This is a genomic window from Brevibacillus sp. AY1, assembly GCF_029870785.1.
Lineage (GTDB): Bacteria > Bacillota > Bacilli > Brevibacillales > Brevibacillaceae > Brevibacillus > Brevibacillus invocatus.
In genome coordinates, this window is sequence record NZ_JAFLPN010000018.1 from 40,444 (window position 1) to 54,411 (window position 13,968).

Annotated in this window: 15 protein-coding genes; 8 read left to right on the forward strand and 7 right to left on the reverse strand. The window is 50.6% G+C overall.

Features of this window, described 5'->3' with window-relative positions; genetic code table 11:
• Positions 1 to 227: 227 nt before the first annotated feature.
• Positions 228 to 1,397, forward strand: a complete 1,170-nt coding sequence (locus JZI27_RS15065) for a cation:proton antiporter (RefSeq protein WP_280208052.1) — start codon at positions 228 to 230, stop codon at positions 1,395 to 1,397.
• 24 nt (positions 1,398 to 1,421) lie between these two features.
• Here the strand turns inward: JZI27_RS15065 and JZI27_RS15070 are convergent, their stop codons facing one another.
• Positions 1,422 to 1,604, reverse strand: coding sequence for a hypothetical protein (locus JZI27_RS15070; RefSeq protein ID WP_148038773.1), 183 nt, complete (start codon positions 1,602 to 1,604; stop codon positions 1,422 to 1,424).
• A 108-nt stretch (positions 1,605 to 1,712) separates the two neighbouring features.
• On the opposite strand from JZI27_RS15070, the gene JZI27_RS15075 reads away from it, so the two are divergent.
• Genes JZI27_RS15075 through JZI27_RS15085 form a run of 3 tightly spaced genes read left to right on the forward strand, consistent with a single transcriptional unit; the run spans position 1,713 to position 5,231 of the window.
• Positions 1,713 to 3,077 (forward strand): VCBS repeat-containing protein, encoded by a 1,365-nt coding sequence (locus tag JZI27_RS15075; RefSeq protein ID WP_280208054.1) that lies wholly within the window; start codon positions 1,713 to 1,715, stop codon positions 3,075 to 3,077.
• Between the two features lie 50 nt (positions 3,078 to 3,127).
• The gene (locus JZI27_RS15080) at positions 3,128 to 3,841 is read left to right on the forward strand and encodes a response regulator transcription factor (protein WP_280208056.1); all 714 of its coding nucleotides are present in this window, start codon (positions 3,128 to 3,130) and stop codon (positions 3,839 to 3,841) included.
• On the forward strand, positions 3,828 to 5,231 hold the full coding sequence (locus JZI27_RS15085; RefSeq protein WP_280208057.1) for a HAMP domain-containing sensor histidine kinase: 1,404 nt from the start codon (positions 3,828 to 3,830) through the stop codon (positions 5,229 to 5,231). Before JZI27_RS15080 ends, JZI27_RS15085 begins: the two co-directional genes overlap by 14 nt.
• Before the next feature lie 49 nt (positions 5,232 to 5,280).
• On the opposite strand, the gene JZI27_RS15090 is transcribed toward JZI27_RS15085, so the two are convergent.
• Positions 5,281 to 5,895 (reverse strand): nitroreductase family protein, encoded by a 615-nt coding sequence (locus JZI27_RS15090; RefSeq protein WP_122910266.1) that lies wholly within the window; start codon positions 5,893 to 5,895, stop codon positions 5,281 to 5,283.
• A 121-nt stretch (positions 5,896 to 6,016) separates the two neighbouring features.
• On the opposite strand from JZI27_RS15090, the gene JZI27_RS15095 reads away from it, so the two are divergent.
• From JZI27_RS15095 to cyoE, 3 genes are all read left to right on the forward strand, one after another.
• Complete coding sequence (locus tag JZI27_RS15095) at positions 6,017 to 6,775, forward strand: SDR family NAD(P)-dependent oxidoreductase (protein ID WP_280208058.1); 759 nt, start codon at positions 6,017 to 6,019, stop codon at positions 6,773 to 6,775.
• Positions 6,776 to 7,182: 407 nt separating this feature from the next.
• Complete coding sequence (locus tag JZI27_RS15100; RefSeq protein ID WP_280208059.1) at positions 7,183 to 7,716, forward strand: TetR/AcrR family transcriptional regulator; 534 nt, start codon at positions 7,183 to 7,185, stop codon at positions 7,714 to 7,716.
• Between the two features lie 18 nt (positions 7,717 to 7,734).
• Complete coding sequence (gene cyoE / locus JZI27_RS15105) at positions 7,735 to 8,592, forward strand: heme o synthase (RefSeq protein ID WP_280208060.1); 858 nt, start codon at positions 7,735 to 7,737, stop codon at positions 8,590 to 8,592.
• Between the two features lie 71 nt (positions 8,593 to 8,663).
• On the opposite strand, the gene JZI27_RS15110 is transcribed toward cyoE, so the two are convergent.
• The 5 genes from JZI27_RS15110 to JZI27_RS15130 all read right to left on the reverse strand — a co-directional run bounded on the left by JZI27_RS15110 (position 8,664) and on the right by JZI27_RS15130 (position 13,257).
• Positions 8,664 to 10,331, reverse strand: coding sequence for a b(o/a)3-type cytochrome-c oxidase subunit 1 (locus JZI27_RS15110; protein ID WP_122910169.1), 1,668 nt, complete (start codon positions 10,329 to 10,331; stop codon positions 8,664 to 8,666).
• A gap of 14 nt (positions 10,332 to 10,345) precedes the next feature.
• Positions 10,346 to 10,813, reverse strand: a complete 468-nt coding sequence (locus JZI27_RS15115; RefSeq protein ID WP_251243652.1) for a cytochrome c oxidase subunit II — start codon at positions 10,811 to 10,813, stop codon at positions 10,346 to 10,348.
• Positions 10,814 to 10,840: 27 nt separating this feature from the next.
• On the reverse strand, positions 10,841 to 11,002 hold the full coding sequence (locus JZI27_RS15120; RefSeq protein ID WP_122910167.1) for a cytochrome c oxidase subunit 2A: 162 nt from the start codon (positions 11,000 to 11,002) through the stop codon (positions 10,841 to 10,843).
• Positions 11,003 to 11,534: 532 nt separating this feature from the next.
• Positions 11,535 to 12,191, reverse strand: coding sequence for a response regulator transcription factor (locus JZI27_RS15125; protein WP_122910166.1), 657 nt, complete (start codon positions 12,189 to 12,191; stop codon positions 11,535 to 11,537).
• Positions 12,166 to 13,257 (reverse strand): sensor histidine kinase, encoded by a 1,092-nt coding sequence (locus tag JZI27_RS15130; protein WP_280208063.1) that lies wholly within the window; start codon positions 13,255 to 13,257, stop codon positions 12,166 to 12,168. The genes JZI27_RS15125 and JZI27_RS15130 overlap by 26 nt, the downstream gene beginning before the upstream one ends.
• Before the next feature lie 171 nt (positions 13,258 to 13,428).
• Here JZI27_RS15130 and JZI27_RS15135 point away from each other — a divergent pair, with 171 nt between their 5' ends.
• Entirely contained in the window at positions 13,429 to 13,956 is a 528-nt protein-coding gene (locus JZI27_RS15135; RefSeq protein WP_280208064.1) for a GNAT family N-acetyltransferase, read from the forward strand.
• Positions 13,957 to 13,968 lie beyond the last annotated feature (12 nt).

A 13,968-nucleotide genomic window follows, 5' to 3' on the forward strand; every position in this document is an offset into this window, starting at 1 on the left:
GCTTGAGGTTCCACTTTTCTCCTTTTTCCGACTTTTTATTTCATATTTATTTACTTTCAAAAAAACGCGTGCTAAGATAGAAAAGTGATCACAAAATGAATATTGTTTTCACTACTGGAGGAGCCTGTCAACACAGGGTTCTTTTTGTCCATTTTTAGTGATACAAAGGAACCTTATCCATACAGGTTCCTTTTTTTCTTATCCATTTTTCACGAAGGGGGATCCATATGCTTCTCATCTTTCAGTTGGCAATCATCTTGTTCGCATCCAAAATTGCCGGTGACCTAAGTGTCAGGCTAGGCCAACCATCTGTTTTGGGGAAACTTCTCGTTGGTATTATCTTGGGGCCATCCGTCCTGGGGCTCGTAACCAACTCGGAAATTTTGAAGGAAATCAGCAACATCGGGGTTATCCTGCTCATGTTCGTAGCCGGTTTGGAAACGGACGTCAACGAATTCAAGCGATCTGCAAAAGCAGCTACGAATGTAGGGGTTTTCGGGATTCTCGCTCCGCTCGGGCTAGGGTATGTCGCAGGGATGAGCTTGGGCATGCATGCTTTTGAATCCATCTTCCTGGGACTGTTGCTGTCTGCCACGAGCGTCAGCATCTCTGTACAAACGCTTAAAGAGCTGAACCAGCTGAAATCCAAGGAAGGCTCCACGATCATGGGAGCTGCCGTCATTGACGATGTGCTAGTCATTCTTGGACTGGCGTTCCTGATGAGCTTTGCTGGTGGGGACGTAGACCTCGGCATGGTTGTACTGAAAAAAGTCATCTTCTTCGGAGCAATCATTTTGCTCTCCTGGAAGGTGGTCCCTTGGGTTCTCAAGCGCTTCACCTCCTTGCAGGTCACTGAAAGCACCTTTACAGGCGGCTTGATCATCTGTTTCCTTTTTGCCTACTTCGCAGAGTATACAGGTGTTGCAGCGATTATCGGTGCGTATATTGCAGGTATCGCGATCAGCTTGACCAAATTCCGGGACGAGGTTTCCCACAAAGCAGAGACGGTCAGCTATTCTCTGTTCGTTCCCGTATTCTTTACCTCCATCGGATTGAGCGCTGAGTTTTCGGGAATCTTAAGCAATCTCTGGCTCATCGTCCTGCTGAGTGTCATCGCGATCTTGACCAAACTTGTTGGTGGAGCCATTGGTGCGAGAATTTCCGGCTTCAAATGGAAAAATTCGATGGCAATCGGTGCAGCGATGATCTCGCGTGGTGAGGTGGCTCTGATTATCGCGGCGATTGGTCTGGAAAACAATCTGCTCCCAGCGGACTTGTTTGCCGTCCTGATCGTAGTGGTGCTGGTGACCACCATCGTCACTCCGCCGTTGATGAAATTCTTCTTCGGCAGACTCCAAAACGAGTCAGATGCAGTAGCTTTGAAAAAGAACGCGTAAATACGTACACAGAAAAGCTCTCCCTCATCGCTCTGACGAAGGGAGAGCTTTTTTCACTTGGTCATCGGAAGTAGGCATCGGGTCAGGCAAGAGGCTCCAGTCCGAAGCATATTCCTCATCGGTCAGCAGGCAATCGTTCAGCATTTTCTCAATCTGCACCTGATCGATTTCAATACCGATAGACAAAAGAAGAAATGCCGTATTCAATATTTCACTCGGCTCTACTTTCCCATTTTACCGATTTGCAACAACTTTTCCCTTCGTACGAGCTACAATAGATTCAAATGGATTCAGCCACAGAAAGGAACCAAACACATGAACAAGTCCTGGCTCTGCGCTGCCGCACTGATTGCCCTGTTTACCAGTGGCTGCGGACTAGTCGAGACCCCGAATGAACTGATGCGTGCCCCTTCATCCGATGGCGATCAAAAGACGATCAATCAGGCCATCATGCAGTATTTGCCTGCTGGCGCTCAATTGACCGTGCCCCTCAATCCCGATGAGTCCAGCGCGGTTTCCTTACGAGATCTGGATGCAGACGGAACGCCTGAAGCAATCGCCTTTTATAAAACCGATAAGAACGACTACGAGATCGGCGTCCTGATCCTGACACAAATTCAGGGGCATTGGGAAAAGCTCACCTCCTTTACCAGCATTGGCAACCGACTCGATTACGTCCAATTTGTCGATCTCACCGGTGACAACATACCCGAGATTTTGATCGGACTCGGCGGTGGAGACGACCTGAATCGCGAGCTTTCTGTCTATACCCTGGATCAAGGAAGACTCCAGGAACAGATGAAGCAAGCCTATTCTGTCTTGGCTGTCGGTGATCTCGACGGAGATGATCAGCCCGAGCTAGCGTTGATTCTGCACGATCACAATCAATTCACCTCCGTCATGTCCTTGTACGGTGCACGGGACCAGCAGCTTGCCAAGCTGGCTGAGCAATCCCTGGAGGGCAACATCAACGGCTATGAACAAGCGCTGATCGGCAAAGCTTCCGCCGATAAAAATGGACTTTTCATCGAGGCAGGACTCGGCGCTCATTCGGCATCCACCGAGCTGTGGCTTTGGGAAAACGGTAAGCTGCGCAATCCTTTTGCAAAAGCTAATGATGGAATGGATCTGACCTTCAAGCCGTATTCGTTGTTCAGTGAAGATATTAATCAGGACGGCATCATCGAGATTGGCATACATTCACAGCCTCCGGGAACAGATGAACTGCCGATGGCCTTTATTCCCTGGATCTCTTCCTACTATCAATGGGATGGACATAGCGGCCTGTCTCACGTGGTGGATCACTATCGCAATTACAGTCTCGGACTCGATTTCAAGATCCCAACCAAATGGGCCGGTAAGTTCAGCGTTTCAACAGAGCCCGAGATAGATCCACAAAAGGTACACTTCTACTATTACGAGGAAGACAGCAAGGAGAAAGTGCTTCTCTTGACGCTGCAGGCGGTCCCGCAGCAAGAATGGAGCAAAGCGGAGGAAAAACTGAAACAACAGCAGCAATCCTACGTCTTGGTAAAAGAGGCGGGCAAAATGGTCCACGTCGCGATCGTTCCAAACCAGATGCCAAAACTGAGCCCTTCCGTCCTGCAATTGGTTAACTCCATGCTGTTAACGCATGATGAAATACGCCAGCATTACCGTCCCTTGCACTATTCCATGTAATGACAGACAAGCAAAGCAAGAGCCAGTAAGGAAGATAAGGAGAAATACAAATGAAAGTTTTGCTGCTGGAAGATGAAAAATCAATTCGAGATTTTATCCGCATCAACTTGCGGCGTGAAAACTATGAAGTCGTGGAAGCCGCTACCGGAGAGGAAGCACTGGCGTTGGCGGAAGAGCAGCATGACATCGAAATCGCAATCCTCGACGTGATGCTGCCAGGCATAGATGGTTTTGAAGTGTGCAGTGTATTGCGCCAAAAGTATCCGCGGATTGGCATCATCATGCTGACCGCCAAAAGCCAGGAAGTAGACAAGGTCATGGGGCTGAACAACGGAGCAGACGACTACATGAGCAAGCCGTTCAGCCCTGCTGAGCTATTGGCCCGCGTCAATGCCCTACACCGCCGTCTCTCTCCTGTGACACCCGTACAACAGGAAGAGACCAACAAGATCAATCTGCACCCCTTCACCCTCCTGCTGGATGAACGGAAGCTGATCAATCAGGGGCAAGAGATCGTCTTGACCCCAAAGGAATTTTCCATCATCAAATTGCTCGGCGAGAATGTCAACAAGGCGATCAGCCGCGACGAAATCCTGACTGCTGTATGGGGGCAGTTTTTTGTGGGTGATTTGAAGGTGGTTGATGTCAATATCCGCAGAATCCGGCAAAAAATCGAACAGGACCCGGCGCACCCCGCTTTCCTAGAAACCGTGTGGGGCTACGGGTACCTATGGCGAAAGGACACTGTCGATGCGGGGCATTAAAAGCAGGATGATCGTCCATTTCGGACTGATTCTGCTGCTGATCGTACTGCTTCTCGAAGGCCTGTTTTACTGGGCAGTGCACACCTACTACTTCGGGACAGCTACGGAAGCGTTGGTCACGAGGACGACGACCTTTACCACTTTTATCAATAAATACACCTCAGGCTACAGTCTCAAGCAAAAAACCCGCTATATTCTGGAGAGTATTTCGGATGATGAGTATGCCAAGATTGAGGTGCTGGACGTCAATGGAAAGCTGCTGCTCAATTCCTACGGCTTTCAGACCGGTGAACGAATCAACACCCCGGATGTGACAGAAGCTCTGGTAGGCAAAACCGGTCTCTACGTAGGAAAAACACCGCAGACACGTGAACGGGTCATTGCCGTGTCCAACTCCCTGACGTACGGCGGTGAAATCGTTGGCGTGCTTCGCTACTCTATCTCGGCTGAACCGCTGTACAACGCCGTCAATCGCATTGCCCTCTACGGAGCAAGTGTCGGAGCTGTCGTCATTCTGTTGGCGATGTCCCTCAGCTGGATCATCGCCAAGCGCATCGTCGATCCGATCGAGGATTTGACCAAGGCCGCGATCCAAATGGCAAAAGGTGACTTCTCGGTGCAAGCAGCCAAGCAATTCGATGATGAGGTGGGAACGCTCGCAGATACGTTTAATTACATGGCAGCGGAGATTGGCAAAAACGAAAAGCTGAAAAACGACTTTATTTCGTCCGTCTCCCACGAATTGCGTACACCCTTGACCTCCATCAAAGGCTGGGGCGAGACGCTGATCTCCGGTGGCCTGAAGGATCATGAGGAGACCACACTAGGACTGGAGGTCATCTCCAAGGAGACAGACCGACTCATCGGCCTTGTAGAAGAGCTGCTTGACTTCTCCAAGTTGCAGTCTGGTGAAATGACGTTGTGCGAGGAAAAGCTCGACATGCGTGAGGTACTGGATGATTTGAACGTCCAATTCGCAATACCGGCGCAAGAAAAGCAAATCGAGCTGCGATTGGAGATGCCTGCCCTCCCCTTGACTGTCATGGGTGATTCCAATCGACTGAAGCAGGTATTCGTCAATCTGCTGGATAATGCCATCAAATTTACCCCTGTCAATGGCACCATCTCGGTGGTTGCGACCTCCTCTGACGGGCGGTTGATCACCACAGTCCAGGACACAGGCGAAGGGATTGACCCCGATGATCTAGGCCGAATTACAGGGAAGTTCTACAAAGGACGTTCCAAGCTGTCCGGCAGCGGCCTGGGTCTGGCGATCAGCAAGGACATCGTTCAGCTCCATAAAGGAAGTCTCACCATTCACAGCAGACTCGGCCACGGAACGACTGTTACCGTCGATTTGCCGCTAGTCCAGACGATAGAAAAAGGGTAGGGAGTGTATTTGGCACCCCTACCCTTTTCGGCTATGATCAGCGATTCTATTAAAACTGGTTTTGAATCACCAGTTCGTCCAGTCCAAAGCGGGCACTCGGATAGGCTTCCACTCTTGCCTTCCCCAAAGAAATCATCAAGGTCGGCAGGTAACGCGGCGGAATGTTCAAGGCTTCGATCAGAGCATCCCGATTGTAGCCGCCCATTGGGCAAGTATCATAGCCCTTGGCTTTAGCAGCGAGCATCAGCTGCATCGCGGCATAGGAAGAATTTCGTATCGCCTCGTCACGTGCAAATTGCGGGTTTGTCTTGTACGCCCCTTCGATCTGACCAATCATGATGTCGCGGACGCGTTCATCCATATACCCGTTCGTCACTGCAGCTTCATAGATCGGACGGGCTGACTTGTCTGCCTCCAGATCTCCCAGTATGATAATGGTGGCCGAAGCGTCTACAACCTGCTGTTGTCCATTGGCAATAGGCAACAGCTTTTCCTTCACTGCCTGGTCTGTCACGACGAGAAAACGCCAGTGCTGCAGATTCCAGGATGAAGGAGCTTTTGCAGCCAGTCGGAGGATATCATCCAGTTCTTCTTGTGGAATGACCACACTGGAATCGTATTTTCGCACACTATGGCGCGCTTCGATGACTTGTTCTGCTGTCATTTGATCGATTTGTAGCAAAAACGCCAACCTCCTCTCGATGTGTTCCCTATTGTATTATAGTTACATTTTGTTCGCAACTAACTTTTTTAATGTTAATTGCATTTGATTTGGAGGGATTCTTATGAATAACTTTGCTCAGCACGTAGTGGTTGTCACCGGAAGCGGTCAAGGTATCGGACGCGCAATCGCGATGATGTATGCCCAAAACGGCGCTCATGTCGTCATCGCCGAACGAGATGCCGCATTAGGCGAAGCTACAGCTCATGCCATCAACGAGCAGAGCCTTGCTGGAGGAAGCGCCTTTTTCCACCCTGTCGATGTCAGCCAGCCGCATGAAATCGAGCGGCTGATGCAGATGGTGGATGAACGTTGGGGCCGTTTGGATGTACTGGTCAATAACGCGGGCATCAGTACCTGGGAGTCCCCTTACGATCTCACCGTCGAAGCATGGGACTACATCCTGAATACAAATCTGCGAAGTGTCTTCCTCGGGTCACGGGAGGCAGCCAAAATCATGCGGAAGAATGGTGGCGGTGCCATCATCAACCTCTCCTCTACCCGAGCACACATGTCAGAGCCTCACACAGAAGCGTACGCAGCATCCAAGGGCGGAATTCTTGCCTTAACCCATGCCTTGGCTGTCTCTTTCGCCACAGACCGCATCAGCGTCAATGCCCTTTCACCTGGCTGGATCGAGACAGGCGACTACGCTAGCCTGCGGACCGAAGATCATGACCAGCATCCGGCAGGCCGCGTCGGCAAACCGGACGATATCGCCCGCGCCTGCCTGTTTTTGACACAGAAGGAGAATGATTTTATCACCGGTGCGGAGCTTGTTATCGACGGCGGAATGACCCGTAAAATGATTTACCTGCCTTAATCAGCCAAACCAATCCCATCCTCCATGAATATCCTGTGATAACACAGAAAGGAGGAGTTTCATGCCATTTGAAGCGGAAGACCTCAGAGTGATCGCGCTCTGGCTGCTCGCAATCGGGTATTTGATCATGGCCTTCGTCGCTTGGTCTGAACTGTCGTACTAAGCAAGCACATCCGTCTCCTTATGTCCCTGCAGGCGAAATGTCTTCAGGGGCTTTTTATCTCATTATTCCCCACACCTCAGCAAATGATTGTATGTTACGCTGTTATTGTGCTTCATTGACCAGTATGGTATTTTAAATTAGACTGAACGTTCTGTTTAAAAAGAGGAAGTGAGCGTCTATCCGTACAAAAGGTTCACGCGGCAATGACAAGATTAAAAAACGAATTGCTCTTGTTGCCAAAGATTTGTTTTCACAGAAGGGGTATCTGGGAACCTCGATTGAAGAGATCGTGGAAGCAGCCGAGAGCAGCAAGGGCAATTTGTATTACCACTTCAAAAGCAAGGAAGGTCTTTTTCTTCATTTGCTGGTGGAGCAGGTGGACGAATGGCTGGAGCAATGGTCTGCCAAGGAAAATCACTATCGTACCGCAACCGAGAAATTATACGGTCTGGCCGAACACGTCGCTGATGATTTGCGAAACCCGCTCATGAAAGCAGCTGACGAATTCCGGTCCAGCGTAGCAGCAGACCCAGCTGTAGCCGAGCAAATCAAGATTGCTGTACGCAGGCAGCGTGAGATTTTCCACTCGGTCATACAGGAGGCTCTCGAAGAAGAGGAAATTGGCGGCTACGACAGGGAACAGCTGGCCATGATTCTGTACGCACTCATAGCAGGTTTAGGTACCGTTCGTCATGAACGAAGGCTGGATGAGCTCACCTCGCTGCACCATGCAGCTATTTCCATTTTTTTACATGGAACGGCTAAAGCGAAATCATGACCTATCAGGAGGTTTGTTGTGCTGAAAGATCTAGTGGCGCTTACGAAGCCACGTATCATTCGATTGAATTTGATTGCAGCATTCGGCGGTTATTGGGTCGCCTCACAGTGGAATTTTGACCTGTGGACCCTGCTGTGGATGCTTCTCGGCTCCACGTTGACGATGGCTTCGGCTTGTGTGTTCAATAACTACCTGGATCGGGATTTCGACACCAAGATGGAGCGTACCCGCGATCGCGCCTTGCCACAGGGACGGATGAAGCCCCAAGGCGTACTCCTCTATGCGATCGTCCTTGGTGTTGCCGGTATTAGTATTCTGTTTGTCCTTGTTAACGCATTAGTGGGATGGCTGGGACTGCTCGCGCTCTTCGTCTATGATGTCATCTATACGCTCTGGCTGAAACGCCATTCAACCTGGAGCACCTCTATCGGTGGTATATCCGGTGCCCTGCCTCCGGTCATTGGCTATTGTGCCGTCACCGGTGAGTTGGATGCGGGAGCGTGGATTTTGTTTGCTCTGCTGTTCTTGTGGCAGCCTGCTCATTTCTGGTCCCTCGCCATCCGCCGTGTCGAGGAGTATCGGGCGGCTGGGTTTCCGCTGCTACCGGTCGTAAAAGGCATCACTCGCACGAAAAAGCAGATGATTCCCTATATTTTGCTGCTTTTTCCTGCTTCCATCCTGATGTACACCTATGACTATGTAGGCATCTATTTCCTCGTCATCTCGATCGTGCTGGCCTTGGTGTGGCTCGTCCACACGCTATACGGCTTCAGTGCGAAGGAAGAGGAAAAGTGGGCGAAAACGAATTTTTTCATCTCCATCAATTATTTGATGATCGTGTTTGTGACGATGATGATCGATACCGTAAGCGCATAATTCAGTCGCCTAGCCAAAAGAAGGAGCTATCCCCCAACGGGACAGCCCCTTCTTTTTTACTTGTAGCCCTCCTACCAGGTACGGAACGGCGGTGATCCCGGTGCTTGGTGCTGAATTTGCTCCATGATTGGATAACCGTACGCCAGCACGATCAGTACCACGAGAACGCCTACCCAGACGGTCCAACGTTCCAAAATGCGCGGTACAGGCTGAGCTTCCTCCGTCTCGGCAATCGGATATTCCGTATGCCCTTTTGGCGCCATAAAGGTGAGATAGAGCAGAATCAGGATCAACAGGACCGCGGCTACGAAGAGCAGACCACCACCAAACGCCATCACGCGTTGGTAATCCATCCAGCCCAAGGCTAATGGGTGATCCATGTAAGTCGTGTAATCTGTACGGCGAGGTCCGCCTTCCAGCCCCATGGTGTGCATGGCAGCCGACATGATGAACATCCCTACCGACCAGAAGACCGTTTGCACCATCCCCATCCGGTTGGCAGTTGGAGTCAGCGTGCGACCGGTCAATACCGGAACGAGCCAGAAGCTGACACCGAAGAAAGTGAGAGCGACAGCCGCTCCGACCGTGATGTGGAAGTGACCGGTTACCCAGATCGTATTGTGGACAACCGCGTTTAGCTGGTTACTTGCATTGATGATTCCCCCTGCTCCGCCAGGGATAAAGAAAAGCATCCCCATAAACGGTGCGAAGAAGCGCACATCGGTCCAAGGCAGTTTTTTGAACCATCCGAAGAGACCAACTCCGCCTTTTTTGCGTCCGGTTGTCTCAAAGATCGCAAACATGGAGAAGGCAGTCATCAAGGAAGGAACCACCACAATCAGGGTCAGGATGACGTGAATCATTTTCCACCCTTCGGAAATACCCGGCTCCATCAATTGGTGGTGAAATCCGACCGGGATAGAGAAGAGCAAGAGACAGATGAAAGCAAGCCGACTCAGCGAGTCACTGAACACATGGCCGCCGATCACGCGCGGTACGCAGACATACCAGGCAATGTAAGCTGGCAGCAACCAGAAGTAGACCAATGGGTGTCCGAAGAACCAGAACAAGGTGCGGCTTAGCATGATATTGATTGTAGGCGTCCAGCCGAGCGACCAGGGAATCAATTGGAACAATACCTCAATCGCTACGGGAATCGTTGCGACGATCCACAGGATGTACGTAGTAACAGACATGTACAAGAACAGCGGAGAGTTTTGTCCTTTGTTCAAGCGTCTCCATTTGCGGTAGCGGGAGAAAATCCCGAAGCCTGCCAGCCAACTGCCGACGACAACCAGAGCCGTTCCGATATAAAAGACCGGTGAAGCCTTGAGCGGTGCATAAAACGTATACAGGACAGAGGCTTCATTCAGGATAATCATGACGCCAGCCATCAAGGTACCGATGACCATCAGAATCCAGCCTGACCATCCCCAGCCAAGTGCTGAGCCGTGCAAAGTCCCGCCTGTCGTTTTGGCTACCCCTGAGTAGAGGAACCCGATGATGAAGAAGGTTGTAAAAATAAGTGCCATTAATACGCCGTGCGCAGTCAAAATTTGATAGTAGTTCATCCAGCTCGGCAGCTCCATGATTCCTCCACGCACCATGCCCTGCAGCATACCTGCTAGTGCTGCGACACCGAATGCGATATACGCCACCCAAACATACGCCAGACTGAGTCGGGCAGCAGGACGATCAACGGCTGCCTCTTGGATTTGACCCTTTTGCAAGATATTCATCTCGATCACCTACCTTATTTCACAATAATCGTAGTCGCCATCACCTGATGACCGGCTCCGCAGTATTCATTGCAAAGAATCAGAAATTCACCAGGTTCGTCAAATGTATAGGTCGCTGAACTGATATGTCCTGGCAAAACCATGAAGTTCACGTTGGTCCCTGGTATCTGGAAGCCGTGGATGACGTCCGGACTGGTCACATGAAAATTGACCTTTGCACCAAGCGGCACCTCCATCTTATTGGGAGCAAACCCGAAAGCGAAGGCAGTCATGTAGGCGTCATACTCCTGATCGCCCACCTTTGTCAGACCAGGTTTGTCAAACGGTGGTGTTTCCGTCACCTTGGTCGGATCGATCATGGTCATATTGCTGGGCGGTGCCATTCCCATCGCAAAAGCATTGATACATAATAGCAGGATGAACAGCGCTAGTCCGCCAGCACCCAAAATCAACCAAATTTTTTCATAACGGTGTAAATGCATGATCCCTAACCTCCCTTACGTCCTCTCTTACGCCCGATCCAGGAAAAGTCCGAAGATGCCGAACCAGCTAACGAGAATAATGAGTCCCACGATTATTACGGCAGCAAACGTCCCTTTTAGATTCTCCTGATGCGGCTTGGTTTGAGGTGCCTTTTTCACATCACGCTGGGTGTTTGGTTGTGTCTCCATCACGCTTACGCTCCTTTCTTCCGTCCGATCATCAGAGGCGTTGTTCTTTACGCCTTCATTCTACCTGTGGAGCATGGAGGAAGTAATTCAGGGAAATCCCCTATAATGGTCGGGAAACCTCCTGATATTCCCTAAATTTTGTCACATTATGGACATAAGCGAAGGACGGGCTGTTTCGAAGGAAGGTATTCAACCGTGCTTTGGTGAGAGGAGAAATAAGCGAAGATCTTTGGGCTACCTACCGAGACGGAGTGAAAAAAACGAAACACGCTCTTAAGCGTCCACCCCTGAGAGACTCCTCGGAGACGGCTGCTTTGGACGCGGTTTCGTTTTTTTCATGGAGTCGGGCAGTGAGTCTCCCCTGCTGGTAGCCCAAGAAGCTGGAGCGTTTTCTCCTGTTTCCTGCCCGCCACTGCGGCTGGATGGATAGGCCCTTGATCTAAGAGCGTCTTTACGGTAATCCCCAAAATACCCATCTGTAAATAAAAAACGACCCGCAAAGGTCGCTTTCAAAGGGTTTATCCTGTTCCTGTTATTCAAAATCAAGCCAGCCTTTTTTGATCGCATAGCGAACCAGGTCTGGACGTGTGCGCAGGTGCAGCTTTTCCATGATATGCGCTTTGTGCGACTCGACCGTCTTGACCGACACGACCAGTTGCTCGGCAATCTCCTTGTTGCTGAAGCCTTTGGCAATCAAGACGAGCACTTCCTTCTCGCGATCAGTCAGGATTTCGTACTTGGCCTGTTCCTCACCGTTCTTCACCATGTGCAGAAATTCCTCGATCAGCGATTTCGTTGCCGAAGGGTAGAGATACGCCATTCCCGAATGGACAGTGCGGATCGCATGGATCAGATCCAGATCAGGAGCGCTTTTTAAAATGTATCCTGCCGCTCCTGCTTGCAGCACACGGAACAAATACTCCTCATCATCATGCATGGTCAGCACCAGCACCTGGATTTGCGGCGCGTTTTCCTTCAGTCTGGCTGTAGCGGTCAGTCCGTTCTCCCCTGGCGGCATGCTCAAATCCATGAGCACAACATCTGGACGCAGCTCCATCGCCTTTTCACAGGCTTCCTTCCCGTCTGCTGCGAATCCGACTACCTGCATCCCTTCCTGGGCATCAATCAACATCCCCAGACCTGACCGTACAATGGCATGGTCGTCAGCTACCAATACGCGAATGGTCATCTTCCGTTCCCTCCTTTGGCACTGTAATTCGTATAATTACAGTCGTGCCGTCATCCGGTGCAGAGCGAATATCGACGGTTCCGCCCAAGAGCTGGGCACGCTCTCTCATACCGAACAGCCCGAGCCCTTTTCCTGCATCCAAGGCTTGCTCCACATCAAAGCCGACCCCGTCATCTACAACCGTCACAACGACTTCCTTTTCCCTGTTTTCAAAGACAATCCCCAGCTGACTGGCTTTGCCATACTTGGCTGTATTGGTCATCGCTTCCTGCACGATGCGGTACAAGGCTGTTTCCATCGCAGCTGAATACCGGCGCTTCTCCCCTTGTACATGCATTTCCACCTGGATGTGAAAGCTTTTTTCCACCCGCTTCATCAGCGAGCGAAGCGCTGGCAAAAGACCCAGATCATCCAGCGCAGAAGGCCGCAGCTCCAAGGCCATGCGCTTCACTTCCTCCATCGCCTTGGACGTCATTTGCAGGAGGTCGTTCACATGCTGCTTGATCGGATCCGTCAAATTGTCCTGCCCAATCACATTCAACCCGACCAGAATGCTGTAAAGCGCCTGTCCCACTCCGTCATGCAGCTCACGGGCAATCCGCTTGCGCTCCTCTTCCTGAGCCTGGATCGCAAAATGGGTCAGCTTGTACTGATTCCGCTCCTTTTCGGTCCGTTGCTGGACAGACAGATCGCGGATAATCATGACGATTTTATTTTTGGACTCCTCTGGAAGCCTTGCCGAGCTGGCGGTTACCGGGTATTCTCGTCCATCTTTGGTTCGCAGGCGCATCTCAAAAGACGGCATCTGCACCTGTTTGAAAAAACAATCGGCACACGTCGAATCTTCCATACAAGTCGCCATGCCCAGACATAGTTCGCAAATGTGTTTTTTTCCTATCAACTCTTCGGTGGTCCAGCCAGTCATTCGCTCCAGTGCAGCATTCGCCCGCACAATGACGCCTGCCTCATCTACCACCAGGATCGCATCACTTACGTTGGCAAAGATAGACTCCATCAAAGAGACTGCTTCACTTGCCTGGCCCGGTTCTTCCCACAACGTACTCATGCGCTCCTCCCTTTCCTAGAAACATTCTATCGCTATTGTAGAGTGAACAGGCGGGAATGTGTATCGGGGAATTCCCTTAACTGTAGAAGACGAAGTAGGACGCTTGACACATCTCTTATTTTGATTAATATCTAATTATATAAATATTTAATAACATAAGGAGGTTCCTTTATGCCTACCCTATTTCCATCCGCGAGCAATCGCCTTTATTTTGCACCTGTCACGCCTGACGATTTTTCAGAACTTCTGGGTCTTTACAATTCCAATCCCGACTACATGGAATACGCCTTTGGAAAACGTGTTGTCACCCTGGAGACCGTCGAACAGGATCACAAAGACAATCTCGCTTTTCCGGATTCCTACAGCGTCATGCTGAGAGAGCAATGCAGCGACGCCCTCGTCGGCATCAGTCAATTTATTCTGCGCAATCCCCGTGACGAGCAGGCCTGGCTCGGATTGATCATGCTTGATCATCACTATCAAGGGAAGGGATACGCCCGTGAATTTCTCGACATCCTGATTGACTGGTATGCGGAGAACGGTTATTCATCCCTGCATCTGGCAGTCCTGGAAAAGAATCAAGTCGTTATCCCTATTTATGAAAAGCTAGGCTTTTCGGTGTATGAGGAGCGGGTGACACCAAAGCTGGGACGTGTCATCTGCATGAAATACGAGATTGGCACAGGAGGTGAAATCTAGACACCAACGGCA

Bases quoted from the DNA above. Each gene is read 5' to 3' on its own strand.
- JZI27_RS15120 (WP_122910167.1), bottom strand. From the start codon at position 11,002: ATGGAGACACAACCAAACACCCAGCGTGATGTGAAAAAGGCACCTCAA.
- JZI27_RS15135 (WP_280208064.1), top strand. From the start codon at position 13,429: ATGCCTACCCTATTTCCATCCGCGAGCAATCGCCTTTATTTTGCACCT.
- JZI27_RS15130 (WP_280208063.1), bottom strand. From the start codon at position 13,257: ATGAGTACGTTGTGGGAAGAACCGGGCCAGGCAAGTGAAGCAGTCTCT.
- JZI27_RS15080 (WP_280208056.1), top strand. From the start codon at position 3,128: ATGAAAGTTTTGCTGCTGGAAGATGAAAAATCAATTCGAGATTTTATC.
- JZI27_RS15090 (WP_122910266.1), bottom strand. From the start codon at position 5,895: ATGACAGCAGAACAAGTCATCGAAGCGCGCCATAGTGTGCGAAAATAC.
- JZI27_RS15115 (WP_251243652.1), bottom strand. From the start codon at position 10,813: ATGCATTTACACCGTTATGAAAAAATTTGGTTGATTTTGGGTGCTGGC.
- JZI27_RS15075 (WP_280208054.1), top strand. From the start codon at position 1,713: ATGAACAAGTCCTGGCTCTGCGCTGCCGCACTGATTGCCCTGTTTACC.
- JZI27_RS15125 (WP_122910166.1), bottom strand. From the start codon at position 12,191: ATGACCATTCGCGTATTGGTAGCTGACGACCATGCCATTGTACGGTCA.
- JZI27_RS15110 (WP_122910169.1), bottom strand. From the start codon at position 10,331: ATGAATATCTTGCAAAAGGGTCAAATCCAAGAGGCAGCCGTTGATCGT.
- JZI27_RS15095 (WP_280208058.1), top strand. From the start codon at position 6,017: ATGAATAACTTTGCTCAGCACGTAGTGGTTGTCACCGGAAGCGGTCAA.
- JZI27_RS15065 (WP_280208052.1), top strand. From the start codon at position 228: ATGCTTCTCATCTTTCAGTTGGCAATCATCTTGTTCGCATCCAAAATT.
- JZI27_RS15085 (WP_280208057.1), top strand. From the start codon at position 3,828: ATGCGGGGCATTAAAAGCAGGATGATCGTCCATTTCGGACTGATTCTG.